General features: G+C 63.3%; 2 protein-coding genes. Both read left to right on the top strand.

Annotated elements, in window-relative coordinates; genetic code table 11:
- The first annotated feature begins 112 nt into the window (after positions 1 to 112).
- Positions 113 to 11,128, top strand: coding sequence for a non-ribosomal peptide synthetase (locus QF043_RS11265; RefSeq protein WP_307418525.1), 11,016 nt, complete (start codon positions 113 to 115; stop codon positions 11,126 to 11,128).
- Positions 11,129 to 11,131: 3 nt separating this feature from the next.
- Positions 11,132 to 18,913 (top strand): non-ribosomal peptide synthetase, encoded by a 7,782-nt coding sequence (locus tag QF043_RS11270; RefSeq protein ID WP_307418526.1) that lies wholly within the window; start codon positions 11,132 to 11,134, stop codon positions 18,911 to 18,913.
- The last annotated feature ends 7 nt before the right edge of the window (positions 18,914 to 18,920 follow it).

Raw genomic sequence — 18,920 nt, forward strand, 5'->3', positions numbered from 1 at the left:
GATGACACCGCGCTTAACGCCGCTTACGCCCCGCTAATTTTTCCTTGTCCGGTTCGTTTTATAGGGACGACGTGCCTTTGTGCTTCCTGCCTATTGTTCCGGACTCCAAGAAATGAATGCTGAAGACTCCTTGAAACTTGCTCGCCGGTTTATCGGGTTGCCCCTGGAAAAACGCCAGGTTTTCCTGCAAGCCCTACAGAAAGAAGGCGTGGATTTTTCGCGGTTTCCAATTCCGGCAGGGGTGGAGGTGGAGGATCGCCAGGCGCTGTCCTACGCGCAGCAGCGCATGTGGTTTCTGTGGCAACTGGACCCGACCAGTGGCGCCTACAACTTGCCTGGCGCCGTGCGGTTAAAAGGCGCCCTCAGCCTGCGCGCACTGGAGCAGGCATTCGCAAGCCTGGTGGCACGTCATGAAACACTGCGCACGGTCTTCCAGCGCCAGGCCGACGATCGCTTGCTGCAAGTTGCCATCGAGCCTTCGGTTGCCGTCGAGCATCTGGACTTCAGTGCGCTGGCCTTTGACGAGCGCGAGCAGGCCGTCAACCAGGCGGCGACCCGTCAATCGCTGTTGCCCTTCGATCTGGAGCACGGCCCGCTGCTGCGCGTGCAATTGCTAAAGCTGGATGCGCAGGAGCATGTGCTGCTGCTGACCCTGCACCACATCGTCTCCGATGGCTGGTCGATGAATGTGCTGATCGACGAGTTCATTCGCTGCTACGACGCCCACGAACGCAACCAAACACCGCAATTGCCGGCGCTGCCGATCCAGTACAGCGACTACGCCCTGTGGCAGCGGCGTTGGCTGGAAGCGGGGGAGCAGGCACGCCAGCTTGAATACTGGCAGGCCCGTCTGGGTGACGAGCATCCGGTGTTGGAGCTGCCCACCGAGCGCCCGCGTCCGGCCATGCCCAGCTACCAGGGCACCCGGCATAATTTCGCCATCGATTCAGGCCTCGCGGCGCAGCTGCGCAGTTGTGCGCAAAAGCACAACGTCACCCTGTTCATGTTGCTGCTGGGCGCTTTCAACGTGTTGTTGCATCGCTACACGGGGCAGGGCGATATCCGCGTCGGTGTGCCGATTGCCAATCGCAATCGCAGCGAAGTCGAAGGGCTGATTGGTTTCTTCGTCAACACCCAGGTGCTACGCACCGAGTTGACCGGGCAAACCCGTGTCGCCGAGTTGCTGCAAGGCATCAAGGAGCATGCGTTGGGCGCCCAGGCCCATCAGGAGCTGCCGTTCGAACGCCTGGTGGAAGCCCTCAAGGTCGAGCGCAGCCTGAGCCATACACCGCTGTTTCAGGTGATGTACAACCACCAGCCAGTGGTGGCGGATATTGCCTCGGTGAGCACCGCCTCCGGGCTGGAATTGGCGCTGGTGGAGTGGCAAGGCCGTACCACCCAGTTCGACCTGACCCTGGACACCTATGAAAAGTCCGGCACCTTGCATGCCGCGTTGACCTACGCCAACGACCTGTTTGACGCACCCTCTATTACACGCATGGCCGAGCACTGGGTCAGCCTGTTGCACGCGATGGTGGCCGGCGACCAACACCGCATCGGTGAGCTGCCGATGCTGGCCGCGGATGAGCAGCAGGTGCTGGTTCAGGCATGGAACCAGACGGCCCAGGCGTACCCGACGGAGCAAGGTGTGCATCGGCTCATTGAAGAGCAGGTGCAGCGCACCCCGGAGGCCCCGGCGCTGGTGTTTGGTGCGAGCACCTTGAGCTATGCCCAGCTCGACGCCCGCGCCAACCAGTTGGCCCATGCCTTGCGCGAGCAGGGCGTTGGTCCCGACGTGCTGGTGGGTATCTGTGTGGAGCGCTCGGTCGAAATGGTGGTGGGTTTGCTGGCGATCCTCAAGGCCGGCGGCGCCTACGTGCCGTTGGACCCGGAATACCCCCAGGAACGCCTCGCCTACATGATCGAAGACAGCGGCATCAAGCTGTTGCTCAGCCAGCAGAGCCTGCAGGCTTTGCTGCCGATTCATGGCGTGCAAGTGCTCGTTCTGGACCAGGCGCCGGGTTGGCTTGACGGCTATAGCAGCGAATCACCGGCCGTGGCCATCCAGGCGCTCAACCTGGCCTACGTGATTTACACCTCCGGTTCCACCGGCAAACCCAAGGGCGCCGGCAACAGCCATCGCGCGCTGGTCAACCGCTTGTGCTGGATGCAGCAGGCTTACGGCCTGGACGCCAGCGATGCGGTCTTGCAGAAAACCCCGTTCAGCTTTGATGTGTCGGTGTGGGAGTTTTTCTGGCCATTGATGACCGGCGCTCGCCTGGTGGTAGCCGCGCCCGGCGAACATCGCGAGCCGGCGCGGCTGATCGAGACCATCGGTCGCCACGCCATCACCACCTTGCACTTCGTGCCGTCGATGCTCCAGGCGTTTATCCATGAGCCTGGCGTGGGTGCCTGCACGAACCTCAAGCGCATCGTGTGCAGCGGCGAAGCCTTGCCGTTGGACGCGCAACTGCAAGTGTTCGCCAAGCTGCCAGCGGCGGGTTTGTTCAACCTCTACGGCCCCACCGAAGCCGCCATCGACGTCACCCACTGGACATGCGTCGACGAAGGCGCCGACAGCGTGCCCATCGGCCGCCCGATTGCCAACTTGGCCACCTATGTGCTCGACGCCCAGCTCAACCCCGTACCCGCCGGCGTTTCAGGCGAGTTGTACCTGGGCGGTGTCGGCCTGGCGCGCAGCTATCACCGCCGCCCGGGCTTGACCGCCGAGCGCTTTGTGCCAAGCCCTTTTGTTGACGGCGAGCGCCTGTATCGCACTGGCGACCGCGTGCGCCAGCGTGCCGATGGCGTGATCGAATACCTCGGCCGTCTCGACCATCAGGTCAAGCTGCGCGGTTTGCGTATCGAGCTGGGCGAAATCGAAACCCGGCTGATGCAACACCCGCAGGTGCGCGAAGCCGTGGTACTGGTGCAGGGCGGCAAACAGCTGGTTGCCTACCTGGTTAACGAAGGTGAAGAGCCGGCCAACCTCAAGGCCTGGCTGCTCAGCAGCCTGCCGGAATACATGGTGCCCACGCACTTCGTCACCCTGGCCAAATTGCCGGTCACCGCCAACGGCAAGCTCGACCGCAAGGCGCTGCCATTGCCGGATGCCGCGCCGCAACAAGCCTTTGTCGCGCCCGAAAGCGAACTGCAAAAGGCCCTGGCAGCGATCTGGAGCGATGTGCTCGGCGCCGCGCAAGTGGGTCTGGACGACAACTTCTTTGAGCTGGGTGGCGACTCGATTATCTCCATCCAAGTGGTCAGCCGCGCCCGTCAGGCGGGGATTCGCCTCAGCCCGCGTGACCTGTTCCAGTACCAGAGCGTGCGCAGCCTGGCGCTGGTGGCCAGCTTTGAACAGGCGACGGTGATCGATCAAGGCCCGGTCAGCGGCGAGGTGATCCTCACGCCCGTGCAACACAGCTTTTTCGAACAGGTGATCCCGGCGCGTCAGCATTGGAACCAGTCGCTGCTGTTGGCCGCGCGCGAAACCCTGGAGCCCGCGCGCCTGGACGCGGCCTTGACCCGCATGATCAACCACCATGACGCCCTGCGCCTGCGTTTTGTGCAACAGGCAGACGGTTGGCAGCAGGCCCACGCCGAGCCGGTTGCAAGCGTTTCAGTGTGGCAGGCGCAGGTTGCTGACGAGGCTGAGCTGGCCGCACTTTGCGACGAGGCACACCGCAGCCTCGACCTTGAACAGGGGCCGCTGCTGCGCGCAGTACTGGTCTCGATGGCAAACGGCGCCCAGCGCCTGCTGCTGGTGGTGCATCACCTGGTGGTCGATGGCGTGTCGTGGCGCATCCTGCTCGAAGACCTGCAACAGGCTTACCGCAACGCGGCGTTGCCGGCCAAGACCAGCGCCTACCAAGACTGGGCGCAGCAGTTGCAGGCCCATGCGCTGACGCTGGGCAACCAACTGCCGTACTGGCAGGCCCAGACCGCGAGCGCCGACCTGCCCTGCGACAACCCCCAGGGCGGCCTGCAGAATCGCCTGGGCAGCAAGCTCGAAATCCGCTTGAGCGCCGAACACACCCGTCAACTGCTGCAAGACGCCCCGGCGGCCTACCGCACCCAGGTCAATGACCTGCTGCTCACCGCGCTGGCGCGCGTGGTCAGCCGCTGGAGCGAGCAGCCTGCCGCACTGATCCAGCTGGAAGGCCATGGCCGTGAAGACCTGTTCGACACGCTTGACTTGAGCCGCACCGTGGGCTGGTTCACCAGCCTGTTCCCGGTGCGCCTGCACGCCGATGGCGAGTTGTCGGCGGCCATCAAGTCGGTGAAGGAACAACTGCGCGCCGTGCCGCACAAAGGCATTGGCTATGGCCTGCTGCGCTACCTCGGCACGCCTGACGCCCGTGAAGCGCTCTCGAACCTGGCCGCGCCACGCATCACGTTCAACTACTTGGGGCAGTTCGACCGCCAGTTCAACGAGTCGGCGTTATTCGTGCCCGCCACCCAGGGCAGTGGGCAAGCCCAGGACCCGCAGGCGCCGCTGGCCAACTGGCTGACGGTGGAAGGCCAGGTGTACGGCGGTGAATTGGCCCTGCAGTGGGGGTTCAGCCGTGAGATGTTCGAGGTGGCGACTGTCCAGCACCTGGCGGATGATTTTCAGCAGGAATTGCTGGCACTGATCGCCCATTGCGTCGATCCGAAACAGGGCGGCCTGACACCGGCCGACGTGACCCTGGCGCAATTGACCCAACCCCAGCTTGACGACCTTGCACTGCCAGCAAGGGACGTGCAGGACCTGTACCCGCTGTCGCCGATGCAACAGGGCATGTTGTTTCACAGCCTCTACCAACAGGGCGAGGATGACATTTACGTCAGCCAGCTGCGCGCCGATGTGCACGGCCTGGACGTGGCAGTCTTCCTGCGCGCCTGGGCGCAAGTGCTGGCCCGGCATGACATGTTACGTACCGGGTTTGTCTGGCAGGACGACCAGGGCCAAGCCCTGCAAGTGGTGTATCGGCAGGTCAGCTTGCCGTTCACCGAATTCGACTGGCGCGGGCATCAGGACCTTCCTGCCGCCCTGGATAGCCTGGCCGCCGAGCACCATCGCGAGGGCTTCGAGCTGGCGCGTCCGCCGTTGCTGCGGGTGGCGTTGGTACGTACGGCTGAAGACCGCTGGCACTTGATCTACACCAGTCATCACATCCTGATGGATGGCTGGAGCAATGCACTGGTGCTCAATGAAGTGCTGCAGGCCTGCAAGGGCCAGGCATTGGCGCCGGTGGGCGCGGGGTTTTCCCAGCATATCGCCTGGTTGCAACGGCAGGATCCGGCGTTGGGCGAGGCCTTTTGGCGCCAGCGCCTGGCGCAGTTGGACGAGCCGACGCATCTGGCGCGCAGCGTGCTCAAAAGCCCGGCGCAGAGTGCGGGTGAATACGGTGAAGTCTTTTGTGAGTGGGATGCCATCCAGACTCAGCGCCTTTCGGCCTTCGCCCGTGCGCACCAAGTGACCCTCAACACCCTGGTGCAATCGGCGTGGCTGTTGCTGCTGCAACGCTACACCGGCCAGTCCAGCGTCGCCTGTGGGGTGACGGTGTCTGGGCGCCCGGCGCAGCTGGCGAATGTCGAGCAGCACGTCGGCCTGTTCATCAACACCTTGCCGCTGATTGCTGCCGCCAGTCCGGCGCAAAGCGTCAGCGATTGGGTGCGATGCGTGCAGGCACTGAACTTGGAAATGCGCGAGCATGAACACACGCCGCTGTTTGATATCCAGCGCTGGGCCGGTTCGGCCGGTGAGGCGTTATTCGACACGCTGGTGGTGTTCGAAAACTTCCCGGTGGCCAAGACGCTGGAGCAGTCGGGCGAGGGCGGTTTGCGTTTCAGTGGCGTCAGTCATCAGGAGCGCACCAACTACCCGTTGACACTGACCGTGCACGGCGGCGAGCGCCTGAGCCTGCACCTGGAATACCTGCGTGCGGAGTTTGCGACCGACACCGTGCAGCACATTGGCACCTACTTGCAGGGCGTGCTGCAGCAATTTATCCAGGCGCCGGAGCAAGCCGTGGGCGCCATCCCCTTGCTGTTGGATTCTGAATACACCCGCATGCTGCAAGACTGGAACCCGCGCAGTGTCGCTCAACCGGCCAAGGCAAGCGTATTGCAGCGCTTCGAACAACACGCCGCGTTGCACCCGCAAAACATCGCGCTGATCCTGGATCAGCAACGTATGACCTACGCCGACCTCAACTTGCGCGCCAACCGCCTGGCCCATCGCCTGATCGCGTTGGGCGTCAGCGCCGACACGCTGGTGGGCGTTGCGGTCGACCGTTCCCTGGAAATGATCGTCGGCTTGCTGGCGGTGCTCAAGTCCGGTGGCGCCTATGTGCCGCTGGACCCGAAATACCCGGCCGAACGCCTGCAATGCATGATCGAGGACAGCGGTCTGCAATTACTGCTGACTCAGCAGCCATTGGTGGCGAATCTGCCGATCAGCGCGAACCTGACGCTTGTGTGCCTGGAGTCCGGCGCAGACTGGTTGGCCGACTACAGCGCTGAAAACCCCGAATCGAGGGCGCAGCCGGCCAACCTGGCCTACGTGATGTTCACGTCCGGCTCGACCGGTAGGCCAAAAGGCGTGGGCATCGACCTCGCGTCCCTGGCCCGGCATGTGGAGGTCTTCACCGAACTGTTTGCGCTGCAAGCCCATGACCGCGTGCTGCAATTTGGCACCTTCAACTTCGACGGCTTTGTCGAGCAGCTCTACCCGGCGCTGTGCTGCGGTGCGGCGGTGGTGGTGCGCGGTGGCGAACTTTGGGACAGCGACACCTTCTACCAGCAACTGATTGAACACGATATTTCCGTGGTCGACCTGACCACGGCCTATTGGCTGGCTCTGGTGCGCGATTTTGCAGACCTGGGCCCACGTGATTACGGGCGCTTGCGCCAACTGCACATTGGCGGCGAAGCCATGCCGCCTGAAGGGCTGAATGCCTGGCGCGCAGCGGGCTTGCAGCATGTGCGGTTGCTCAATACCTACGGGCCTACCGAAGCCACGGTGACCGCCACTGCCCTGGACTGCGCCGCGTATGTCGAGGGCCGTGAGGCCTTGCCGTCGATGATGCCGATTGGCCGCGTGCTGGATGGCCGTGCCATTTACCTGCTGGATGCCAACCTCAACCCGGTGCCGGTAGGTGTCGCGGGCGAGTTGGTGATCGGCGGGCCGCTGCTGGCGCGGGGTTATTTCAAGCGTGCGGACCTGACGGCCCACCGCTTCATTCCCGATCCCTTCTGCGCTGACGGCGTCGGCCGTTTGTACCGCACCGGTGACCTGGCGCGCTACCGCGCCGATGGGATGATCGAGTACGTGGGGCGAATAGACCATCAGGTCAAGGTGCGAGGTTTCCGTATCGAGTTGGGCGAAATCGAAGCGCGTCTGCTGGCCCAGGCCAGTGTGCGCGAGGCGCTGGTGATCGCGGCGGACAACCAGTTGGTCGGCTATGTCGTGGCCAACCAGTCGTTGTCCGACACCGAGCAGGCTCAATTGCGCACGCAGCTCAAGGCCGCGTTGCGCCAAGAGCTGCCGGACTACATGGTTCCGGCGCATCTGCTGGTGCTGGAGCGCTTGCCTCTGAGCCCCAACGGCAAGCTGGACCGTGCCGCGCTGCCCAAGCCGGATATCAGCCAAGCCCTGGTCGATTGGGTTGCCCCGGTCACCGAGACCGAGCAACGCGTCGCGGCTATCTGGGCTCAAGTGCTGGGCGCCGAACGGGTTGGGCTCAACGATCACTTCTTCGAGATGGGCGGGCATTCGTTGCTCGCCACGCAGGTGGTGTCCCGCTTGCGCCATGGCCTGGGTCTCGAAGTTGCACTGCGCACGCTGTTTGAGCAGCCCGTGCTGGGCGACTTTGTTAACACTCTGGCAGGGGCCAACACTCTGGCCGCGGTCAGCGCTTCGGCGCCGGCGATGGTGGCGGCGGACCGCGATCAGCCATGGTTGCTATCCTACGCCCAGGAACGGCAGTGGTTCCTCTGGCAACTGGACCCGCACAGTTCGGCCTATCACGTGCCGAGTGCGCTGCGCTTGAAAGGTCCGCTGGACCGCAGTGCCCTGCAACGTGCCTTCGATACCCTGGTGGCGCGCCATGACAGCCTGCGCACGCATTTGCAGCAAGAAAGCGACCGCACGGTGCAAGTGGTCAGCCCACAGGCGCGGATCGAACTCGTGTCGCAGCTCACCGACGAAGCACAGCTTAAATCCACGGTGCAAGCGCTGGTGGCGCAACCGTTCGATCTGCGTCAGGGGCCGCTGATGCGTGTAAGCCTCTTGCGCCTGGCGCAAGACGAGCATGTGCTGGTCCTGGTGCAACATCACATCATTTCCGACGGCTGGTCGATGCAAGTGTTGGTCGACGAACTGGTGCAGTTGTATACGGCCTACAGCCAAGGCCAGACCCTGCAATTGCCGGCGATGCCGATCCAGTACGCCGACTACGCAAAATGGCAGCGCGACTGGATGGAAGCCGGTGAAAAGACGCGCCAGCTCGACTACTGGCGTGAACTGCTCGGTGGCGAGCAACCGGTGCTGGAGTTACCTTTTGATCAACAGCGCCCTGCGGTACCGTCTCATCGCGGCGCGCGTCTGTATATTGCGCTGCCGACCCCGCTGCTCGATAACCTCAAGTTGTTGGCCCAGCGCGAAGGTGTGACGCTGTTCATGCTGCTGCTGGCCTCCTACCACGCGTTATTGCACCGCTACAGCGGCCAGCGGGACATCCGTGTCGGCGTGCCGATTGCCAACCGCAACCGTGTTGAAACCGAACGGCTGATCGGCTTCTTCGTCAACACCCAGGTGCTCAAGGCCGAGATCGACGCGCAAACCACCGTTGCCCAGTTGCTGCAGCAGGTCAAGCAGCGCGCCCTGGAAGCCCAGGCCCATCAGGACCTGCCGTTCGAGCAACTGGTCGAGGCCTTGCAACCTGAGCGCAGCCTGAGCTTGAGCCCGTTGTTCCAGGTGGCGTTCAACCACCACATCAGCCTGGCCGGCGAGCATTTACAGCGCCTGGCGCAGTTGGACATGAGCCCGGTGACTTGGGACGAAACGGCTGCGCATTTCGACCTTACCCTGGATATCGAGGAGTCCCGTGACCAGTTGAGCGCGTCCCTGAGCTATGCGACCGACCTGTTCGAAGCGTCGACCATTGAACGCATGGCCCGTCACTGGCAAAACCTGTTGCAGGCGATGGTCGCCGACCAGCAGCAGCCCATCGGCCAGTTGAACCTGCTCAGCCAGGATGAGCAACAGCACATCCTGCAGCTGTGGAACCAGACCGACGCCGGCTTTTCGGCCACACGCCTGGTGCACGAGCTGTTCGCCGATCGCGCTCGGGAAAACCCGGGTGCGGTGGCGGTCAAGTTCGATGCGCAAACCCTGACGTATGGCGAGCTGGACAGCCAGGCCAACCGCCTGGCCCATGCGCTGATCGCCCGTGGCGTCGGCCCGGAAGTGCGGGTGGCGATTGCCATGCCGCGCAGTGCGGAAATCATGGTGGCGTTCCTTGCAGTGATGAAAGCCGGTGGCGTGTATGTGCCGCTGGACATCGAATACCCGCGTGACCGCTTGCTGTACATGATGCAAGACAGCCGTGCGAAATTGCTGCTGAGCCACACCAGCGCCTTGGCGCAATTGCCGGTAGCGCAAGGGCTTGAAACCCTGGCCATTGACCGCACCGAAGACTGGGCCGGTTATAGCGATACCGCGCCGAAGGTCGATCTGGACGGCGACAACCTCGCCTACGTGATCTACACCTCCGGCTCCACCGGCATGCCCAAGGGCGTTGCCGTTTCCCACGGCCCGTTGGTGGCGCACATCATCGCCACCGGCGAACGCTACGAAACCGGCCCGGCCGACTGCGAATTGCACTTCATGTCTTTTGCCTTCGACGGTTCCCATGAAGGCTGGATGCACCCGCTGATCAATGGCGCCAGCGTGCTGATCCGCGATGACAGCCTGTGGCTGCCGGAATACACCTACCAGCAAATGCACCGCCACAACGTGACCATGGCGGTGTTCCCGCCGGTGTACCTGCAACAGCTGGCCGAGCATGCCGAGCGCGATGGCAACCCGCCCAACGTGCGTGTGTACTGCTTCGGCGGTGATGCGGTGGCGCAGGCCAGTTACGACCTGGCTTGGCGCGCACTGAAACCAACCTACCTGTTCAACGGCTACGGCCCGACCGAAACCGTGGTTACGCCATTGCTGTGGAAAGCCCGTCGCGGCGACCCCTGCGGCGCGGTCTATGCGCCGATCGGCACGCTGTTGGGCAACCGCAGCGGCTACGTGCTGGACTCGCAACTCAACCTGCAACCCATCGGCGTGGCCGGTGAGTTGTACCTGGGCGGCGAAGGCGTGGCCCGCGGTTATCTGGAGCGCCCGGCACTGACTGCCGAACGCTTTGTGCCGGACCCGTTCGGCAAACCCGGCAGCCGCGTGTACCGCAGTGGCGACCTGACCCGTGGCCGCGCAGATGGCGTGGTGGATTACCTCGGGCGTGTCGATCACCAAGTAAAAATCCGTGGTTTCCGTATTGAGTTGGGTGAAATCGAAGCGCGCCTGCGTGAGCAGGACAGCGTTGGCGAAACCGTTGTCGTGGCCCAGGAAGGCCCGAACGGCAAACAACTGGTGGCTTATGTGGTTCCAGCAACCGCGCAGCCAAATGAAACCGAGTTCCGCGACAGCCTGCGCCGTGCGCTGAAAACCCGCTTGCCGGATTACATGGTGCCCACGCACTTCATGTTCCTGGCGCAGATGCCACTCACGCCTAACGGCAAACTCGACCGCAAGGGCCTGCCCGAGCCGGATGCGAGCCAGATGCAGCAGCACTACGTCGCCCCGCAAACCGAGCTGGAGCAGCAAATCGCCGCGATCTGGGCCGAGATTCTGCACCTGCCTCGCGTGGGCCTGGACGATAACTTCTTCGAAGTGGGCGGCCACTCCCTGCTGGCGATCCAGATCACTTCGCGGGTGCAGGCCGAACTGGGGCTGGAAGTGCCGCTGGTGGAAGTGTTCCAGACCGAAACGTTGCGCGCCTATGTGCAGGCCGCTGCCACCTTCCACGCCGGCAGCGCGGAAGATTTTGATGACCTTCGTGACTTTTTGAGCGAACTAGAGGCGATTTGAACCATGCTTTCCAACCCTAATATCGATCTGGTTTCGCGCTTTCTTCGCCTGCCTCTGGAACAGCGTCAGCAGTTTTACCAACGTCTGCAAAGCCGCGGCATGAGTTTCGCGCAACTGCCGATCGCCTCGATTCGTGAGGAGGGCCAACACGCGCCGCTGTCTTATGCCCAGGAGCGCCAGTGGTTTCTCTGGCAACTGGACCCGGACAGCGCGGCCTATCACGTCCCCGGCGCCTTGCGCCTGAGCGGGCGCCTGGACAAGGCCGCACTGCAACGCAGCTTCGACACATTGGTGGCACGCCATGAGAGCCTGCGCACCCGTTTGCACCTGGAGGGCGAGCAGCGTGCCCAGCAAGTGTTGGCCCATGCGGCGATCGAGATCGCTGAGCGCCCAGTCGACGAGACCCAGCTCAAGGCAAGCGTCGAAGCTGAAATCGCCCGACCTTTCGATTTGCAGCAAGGTCCGTTAGTGCGCGTCAGCTTGCTCGGCCTAAGCGCAGAAGAGCATGTATTGGTGCTGGTGCAGCACCATATCGTCTCTGACGGCTGGTCGATGGGCGTGATGGTGCAAGAGTTGATGCAGCTGTATGCCGCCTACAGCCAGGGCCAGGACTGCACGTTGGCACCGCTGCCGATCCAGTACGCCGACTACGCAGTGTGGCAACGCCGCTGGATGGAAGCAGGGGAGAAGGCCCGCCAACTGGATTACTGGCGTGAGCTGCTCAGCGGCACACAGCCGGTGCTGGAACTGCCGCTTGATTACTCGCGCCCAGCGCAGCAGAGTTTCCTTGGCGCACGCCAGGACATGGCCTTGGAACCCGCCCTGGTCGCCGGTCTCAAGGCGTTGGCACAGCGCGAAGGGGTGACGCTGTTCATGCTGCTGTTGGCGGCGTTCCAGGCATTTCTGTACCGCTACAGCGGGCAGTCGGACATTCGCGTCGGCGTGCCGATCGCCAACCGCAACCGCGTCGAGACCGAATCGCTGATCGGCTTTTTCGTCAACACCCAGGTACTCAAGGCCGATCTCGACGGCCAGATGACCTTCACCCAGCTGGTGCAACACACCAAGCGCCGCGCGCTCGAAGCCCAGGCCCATCAGGATTTGCCCTTCGAACAACTGGTCGAAGCGCTGCAACCCGAGCGCAGCCTGAGCCATAACCCGTTGTTTCAGGTGATGTTCAACCACCAGGCCAAAACCCCATCCGCAGAGCAGCAATTGCCGGGCCTGCGTGTGACCAGCCTGGAACTGGAGACTCAGAGCGCCCAGTTTGACCTGAGCCTGGATACTCAGGAGAGCGGCGACGGCATCTGGGCCTCCTTGACCTACGCCACCGACTTGTTCGGCGCCGCCACCGCCGCACGCATGCTGGGCCATTGGTTGAGCCTGTTACGCGCCGCCGTGGCCAACCCTGCATTGGCCCTGCAGGACCTGGCCATGCTGGATACCACGGAGCGCCAACAGCTCCTCTACCAGTGGAATGCCACCGAGCGTGCTTACCCGCAAGGCCAATGGGTGCATCAGTTGATAGAAGCGCAGGTGCTCAAGCAGCCGGATGCAGCGGCGTTGCGCTTTGGTGACGTGGCGCTGAGTTACGCCGAACTGAACCGCCGCGCCAATCGCCTGGCTCATCGTTTGATCGAGGCTGGCGTTGGCCCGGATTCGCTGGTGGGGCTGGCCGTGGAGCGCTCCATCGAGATGGTGGTGGGGCTGCTGGCGGTGCTCAAGGCCGGAGGCGCCTATGTGCCGCTGGATCCGGAATACCCGCGTGAACGCCTGGCCTACATGCTTGAAGACAGCGGCGTGAAGTTGCTGCTGACTCAGGCGCATCTGCTCGAACAATTGCCGATCCCGCAGGGATTGGAAACCCTGGTGCTGGGCGAGTCCGGTTTCGACAGCTACAGCGACGCGAACCCGGATACCGTGCTGGATGGCGAAAATCTCGCCTATGTGATCTACACCTCCGGCTCCACCGGCCAACCCAAAGGCGCCGGCAACCGCCATTCAGCACTGCTCAATCGCCTGCAATGGATGCAGGAGGCTTATGGCCTGGGCGTCAGCGACAGCGTGTTGCAAAAGACCCCGTTCAGTTTCGACGTGTCGGTGTGGGAGTTCTTCTGGCCACTGATGACCGGCGCGCGCCTGGTCGTTGCAGCACCGGGCGATCACCGTGATCCGGCCCGGCTGATCAGCCTGATCACGGCCGAACACATCACCACGCTGCACTTTGTGCCCTCGATGTTGCAGGCGTTCCTGCAAGACCCGGCGGTTTCGAGCTGCCACAGCGTGCAGCGCATCGTGTGCAGCGGCGAGGCGCTGCCGGTGGATGCGCAACAGCACGTCCTGGCCAAACTGCCGCACGCTGGGCTGTATAACCTCTACGGCCCGACCGAAGCCGCCATCGACGTGACCCATTGGACCTGCGTCGATGAAGGGCGTGACGCCGTGCCGATTGGTCGCCCGATTGCCAATCTGGGCTGCTACATCCTCGACAGCCATTTCGAACCGGTACCGATTGGCGTGCTGGGCGAGCTTTACCTGGGCGGCGTTGGCCTGGCCCGTGGTTATCACCGCCGTCCGGCATTGACCGCCGAGCGCTTTATCGCCCATCCCTTTGTCAGCGGTGAGCGTCTGTACCGCAGCGGCGACCTGGCGCGCTATCGCGCAGACGGCGTGATCGAATACGCCGGGCGGGCCGATCATCAGGTCAAGTTGCGTGGCTTGCGTATCGAATTGGGTGAAATCGAAGCGCGTTTGCTGGCGCACGATTGCGTCCGCGAAGCGGCCGTGTTGGCGCCGGACAGTCAATACCTGGTGGGCTACCTCGTGCTGCAAAACGCTGCTGACGATTGGCGCGATGTACTCAGTGCTCATCTGGCCGAAACCCTGCCGGATTACATGGTGCCCGCACAATGGATGCTGCTGGAGCAGATGCCCCTGAGCCCCAACGGCAAGCTTGACCGCAAGGCGCTGCCAAAGCCCGAAGCCACGCAGCAATATGAAGCCCCGCAAAGCGCGCTGGAGCAGCAAATCGCCGCCATCTGGGCCGATGTGCTGGGCATCGAACAGGTGGGGTTGAACGACAACTTCTTCGAGCGCGGCGGTGACTCGATCATTTCGATCCAGGTGGTCAGCCGCGCGCGTGCCGCCGGTATTCACTTCACCGCCAAGGCGTTGTTCCAGCATCAAACCGTGCGCAGCCTCGCGCGGGTGGCGCAGTTGCAAACCGCGCGGGTGATCGATCAAGGCCCGGTACAAGGTCAGACGCCGTTGCTGCCGTTCCAGCAGTTGTTCTTCGACATGCAGTTGCCTGACTCGCATCACTGGAACCAGTCCTTCTTGCTGACGCCGCGCCAAACGCTTCAGGGCGATCGTCTGGAAGCCGCGTTGCAGGGCCTGATTGCCCATCACGATGTGCTGCGTTTGAACTTCATCCAGCACCCTGAGGGTTGGAAAGCCGAGCATGCTGCAGGCGGCTCGCCGGTACTCTGGCAAGCCACGGTGGCGGATGCCAGCGAGTTGACCGCGCTCTGCGAAAAAGCCCAGCGCAGCCTCGACCTGCAACACGGGCCATTGCTGCGTGCGGTACTGGCCGAGCTGGCAGACGGTTCCCAGCGCCTGTTGCTGGTGATGCACCACTTGGTGGTGGACGGCGTGTCCTGGCGGGTGTTCCTTGAAGACCTGCAAGCGCTGTATCGCGAACAAACACTGCCGGCCAAAACCTCGTCGTTCAAAGCCTGGGCCGAGCGCTTGCAAGCCCACGCCCGCAGTGCGGCGATGGCGTCCGAGCAAGCCTTTTGGCTGCACCAGCTGCAAGGTGCGGCCACCGATTTGCCGTGCCGCGACCCGCAAGGCGCACGTCCTGGCCGCCTGGCCCAGACCGTGGTTAGCCAACTGGATGCCGAACGCACGCGGCAATTGCTGCAACAAGCGCCCACGGCCTACCGCACCCAGATCAACGACCTGCTGCTCACGGCCCTGGCGCGGGTGATCTGCCAGTGGACGGGCCACGCCTCGAGCCTGATCCAGCTGGAAGGTCATGGCCGTGAGGAGCTGTTTGACGACATCGACCTGACGCGCACCCTGGGCTGGTTCACCAGCCTGTTCCCGGTGCGCCTGACCCCCGACGCATCCCTGGCGGTATCGATCAAACAGATCAAGGAGCAACTGCGCAGCGTGCCGCATAAAGGCCTGGGTTTTGGCGCTTTGCGTTACCTGGGCGATGACGCCACACGTGAGGCGTTCAGTGCCTTGCCGGCGCCGCGCATCACCTTCAACTACCTGGGCCAGGTCGACGGCAGCTTCGACCAGCCGGACACGCTGCTGGCGCCCGCCGCAGAAAGCGCCGGCGCCGAACAAAGCCCGGACGCGCCGCTGGGCAACTGGCTGACGCTCAACGGCCAGGTCTATGGCGGCGAACTGCAACTGGGCTGGACGTTCAGCCCGCTGATGTTCGACCCCGCGGTGATCGAAACGCTGAGCGCGGCCTACACCCGCGAACTCAGCGCGCTGATCGAACATTGCTGCACGCCCGGCAATGGCGGAGTGACGGCCTCCGATTTCCCGTTGTCGCGCTTGAATCAATCACAGCTGGAGTCGTTGCCGCTGGCCTTCGATGCCATTGAAGACATCTACACCTTGTCGCCCATGCAGCAGGGCATGCTCTTTCACACGCTCTATGAGCAGACGGCGGGCGACTACATCAACCAGATCCGCGTGACTGCGCAAGGGCTGGATGTGGCGCGCTTCCAGCACGCCTGGGATGCCACGGTGCAGGCCCATGATGTGCTGCGCAGCGGGTTCTTCTGGGAAGGCCAGTTGGAGTGGCCGTGCCAGGTGGTGTATCGCCAGGCGCGGCTGCCGATTCAGGTTCTGGATTGGCGCGCCATGCCGGAGCGCGAACTGGAACTGCGCAACCTGCAACAGGCCCAGCGCCGCCAGGGTTTTGACCTGGCCAAGGCACCCCTGGTGCGCCTGGTGCTGGTGCGCACCGATGAGCAGCGCTACGAATTGATTTACACCAACCACCACATCCTGATGGACGGCTGGAGCAATTCGCGGCTGTTCGGTGAAGTGCTGCAACGCTATGCCGGCGTGGCAGTGCCGGAAGCGGCCGGGCGCTATCGCGATTACATCGGCTGGCTGCAACAGCGGGACGCCGCTGCGACCGAAGCCTTCTGGCGCGAACAATTGAGTGCATTGCAAACCCCGACACGGCTGGGCAGCAGCCTACCGACGGCGGAGCAAGGGCATGGCGAGCATCAACTGGCGCTTGATCGCACACTCACGGCTCAACTTGAGTCGTTCGCCCGCAGCCACAAGGTCACGCTTAACACCCTGATCCAGGCGGCGTGGCTGATCCTGTTGCAGCGTCACAGCGGCCAGGCGGTGGTGGCGTTCGGCGCTACCGTGGCCGGGCGCCCGGCGGAGCTTGCGGGCGTTGAGCAGCAGATCGGTCTGTTCATCAACACCTTGCCGGTGATCTGCGCAGTGGAGGCGCAGGCCTCGGTGGCCGACTGGTTGCAAGCGGTGCAGGCGCAGAACCTGGCCTTGCGTGAGCATGAGCACACCGGCCTGTATGACATTCAGCGCTGGGCCGGGCAGGGCGGTGAAGCCTTGTTCGACAATATCCTGGTGTTCGAAAACTACCCGGTGTCCAAAGCCCTGGCGCAAAGCGGCGGCAGCGGCATTCGGTTTGGCGAGCCCCACGCCCATGAACAAACCAACTTCCCGCTGACGGTGCTGGTGGATCTGGGCGAAACGCTGTCGGTGCAGTTCAGCTTTGCCCGCGCGTATTTCCACGGAAATACGGTGCAAGGTTACGGCCGGCACCTGGTCAACCTGCTGCAAGCGATGCTTGAGGGCGGGCAGCAACGCCTGGGTGAGCTGGCGATGCTCGACGTCACTGAGCGCCAGCAGGTGATTGAGGGCTGGAACGCCACATCCCGCGATTACCCGTTGCAGCAAACGGTGCATCAACTGATTGAAGCGCAGGTTGCGCTCACGCCAGCGGCACCGGCGCTGGTGTTTGCCGAGCAGCGCTTAAATTACGCCGAGCTCAACCGCCGCGCCAATCGCCTGGCCCATCGTCTGATCGAGGCGGGCGTGGGGCCGGACACGCTGGTGGGGCTGGCAGTGGAGCGCTCCATCGAGATGGTGGTCGGCCTGCTGGCGGTGCTCAAGGCCGGTGGCGCCTATGTGCCGCTGGACCCGGAATACCCGCGTGAGCGCCTGGCCTACATGCTTGAAGACAGCGGCGTGAAGCTGCTGCTGACTCAGGCGCATCTACTCGGTCAGTTGCCGATTCCACACGGCCTGGAAACCCTGGTATTTGGCGAGACTGGGTTCGACAACTTTAGCGAAGAGAATCCGGGTATTGCCCTGGACGGCGAACACCTCGCCTACGTGATCTACACCTCCGGTTCCACCGGCCAGCCAAAAGGCGCCGGCAACCGTCATGCGGCCCTGACCAACCGCCTGCAATGGATGCAGGAAGCCTACGGCCTGGATGTCAGCGACAGCGTGCTGCAAAAGACCCCGTTCAGCTTTGACGTGTCGGTGTGGGAGTTCTTCTGGCCACTGATGACCGGCGCACGCCTGGTCGTTGCCGCGCCGGGCGACCATCGTGACCCGGCCAGGCTGGTCAGCCTGATCAATGCCGAACAGGTCACCACGCTGCACTTTGTACCTTCGATGTTGCAGGCCTTCCTGCAAGACCCGACCGTTGCGACGTGCCACACCTTGCACCGCATCGTGTGCAGCGGCGAGGCGCTGCCGGTGGATGCGCAACAGCAAGTCTTCGCCAAATTGCCGCAAGCCGGGCTGTACAACCTTTACGGCCCGACCGAAGCCGCCATCGATGTGACCCACTGGACCTGCATAGATGAAGGTCGCGATGCGGTGCCGATTGGTCGGCCGATTGCCAACCTGGGCTGCTACATCCTCGACGGCAACTTTGAGCCGGCGCCGGTGGGCGTGTTGGGCGAGCTGTACCTGGGCGGTGTCGGCCTGGCCCGTGGTTACCATCGCCGCCCGGCCTTGACCGCCGAGCGCTTTATTGCCAACCCCTTTGTCAACGGTGAGCGCCTGTACCGCACCGGCGACCTGGCGCGGTATCGCGACGACGGCGTGATCGAGTACGCCGGGCGTATCGACCATCAAGTCAAGTTGCGTGGCCTGCGTATCGAGTTGGGCGAAATCGAAGCGCGCCTGCTGGAGCACGAATGGGTGCGTGAAGCCGCGGTGCTGGCCGTCGACGGCAAATACCTGGTGGGCTACCTGGTGCTGCAACACGCCGCCGACGACTGGCGCGACGTAGTGAGCGCGCACTTGGCCCACCATCTGCCGGACTACATGGTGCCCGCGCTATGGATGCTGCTGGAACAGATGCCCCTGAGCCCCAACGGCAAGCTCGACCGCAAGGCGCTGCCCAAGGTGGACGCCAACCTGCAAGCGCGCGAATACGTGGCGCCGGGCAGCGACCTGGAACAACAGATCGCCGCAATCTGGGCCGAAGTGCTCGACGTGCAACGGGTGGGCCTGAACGACAACTTCTTCGAGTTGGGCGGGCACTCCCTGTTGGCCACCCAAGTGGTGGTGCGCCTGCGCGAGCAGTTGCACGCCGAATTCGACGTCAAATCGATCTTCACCACCCCGACCCTGGCGGATTTCAGTGCCTATGTAGCCACCCGGCAAACAAATAATTCACCGGTGCAGGACGCATTGGCTAAATCCTTGGAGGCCCTCAAACGTCTATCAGCAGAAGATTTGGATAAATTGATTTCCTGAGGGGCGT

This window comes from Pseudomonas sp. W3I7, assembly GCF_030816095.1.
Taxonomy (GTDB): domain Bacteria; phylum Pseudomonadota; class Gammaproteobacteria; order Pseudomonadales; family Pseudomonadaceae; genus Aquipseudomonas; species Aquipseudomonas salomonii.

Coding starts and splice junctions, on each gene's coding strand:
- QF043_RS11265 (WP_307418525.1), top strand. CDS start 113: ATGAATGCTGAAGACTCCTTGAAACTTGCTCGCCGGTTTATCGGGTTG.
- QF043_RS11270 (WP_307418526.1), top strand. CDS start 11,132: ATGCTTTCCAACCCTAATATCGATCTGGTTTCGCGCTTTCTTCGCCTG.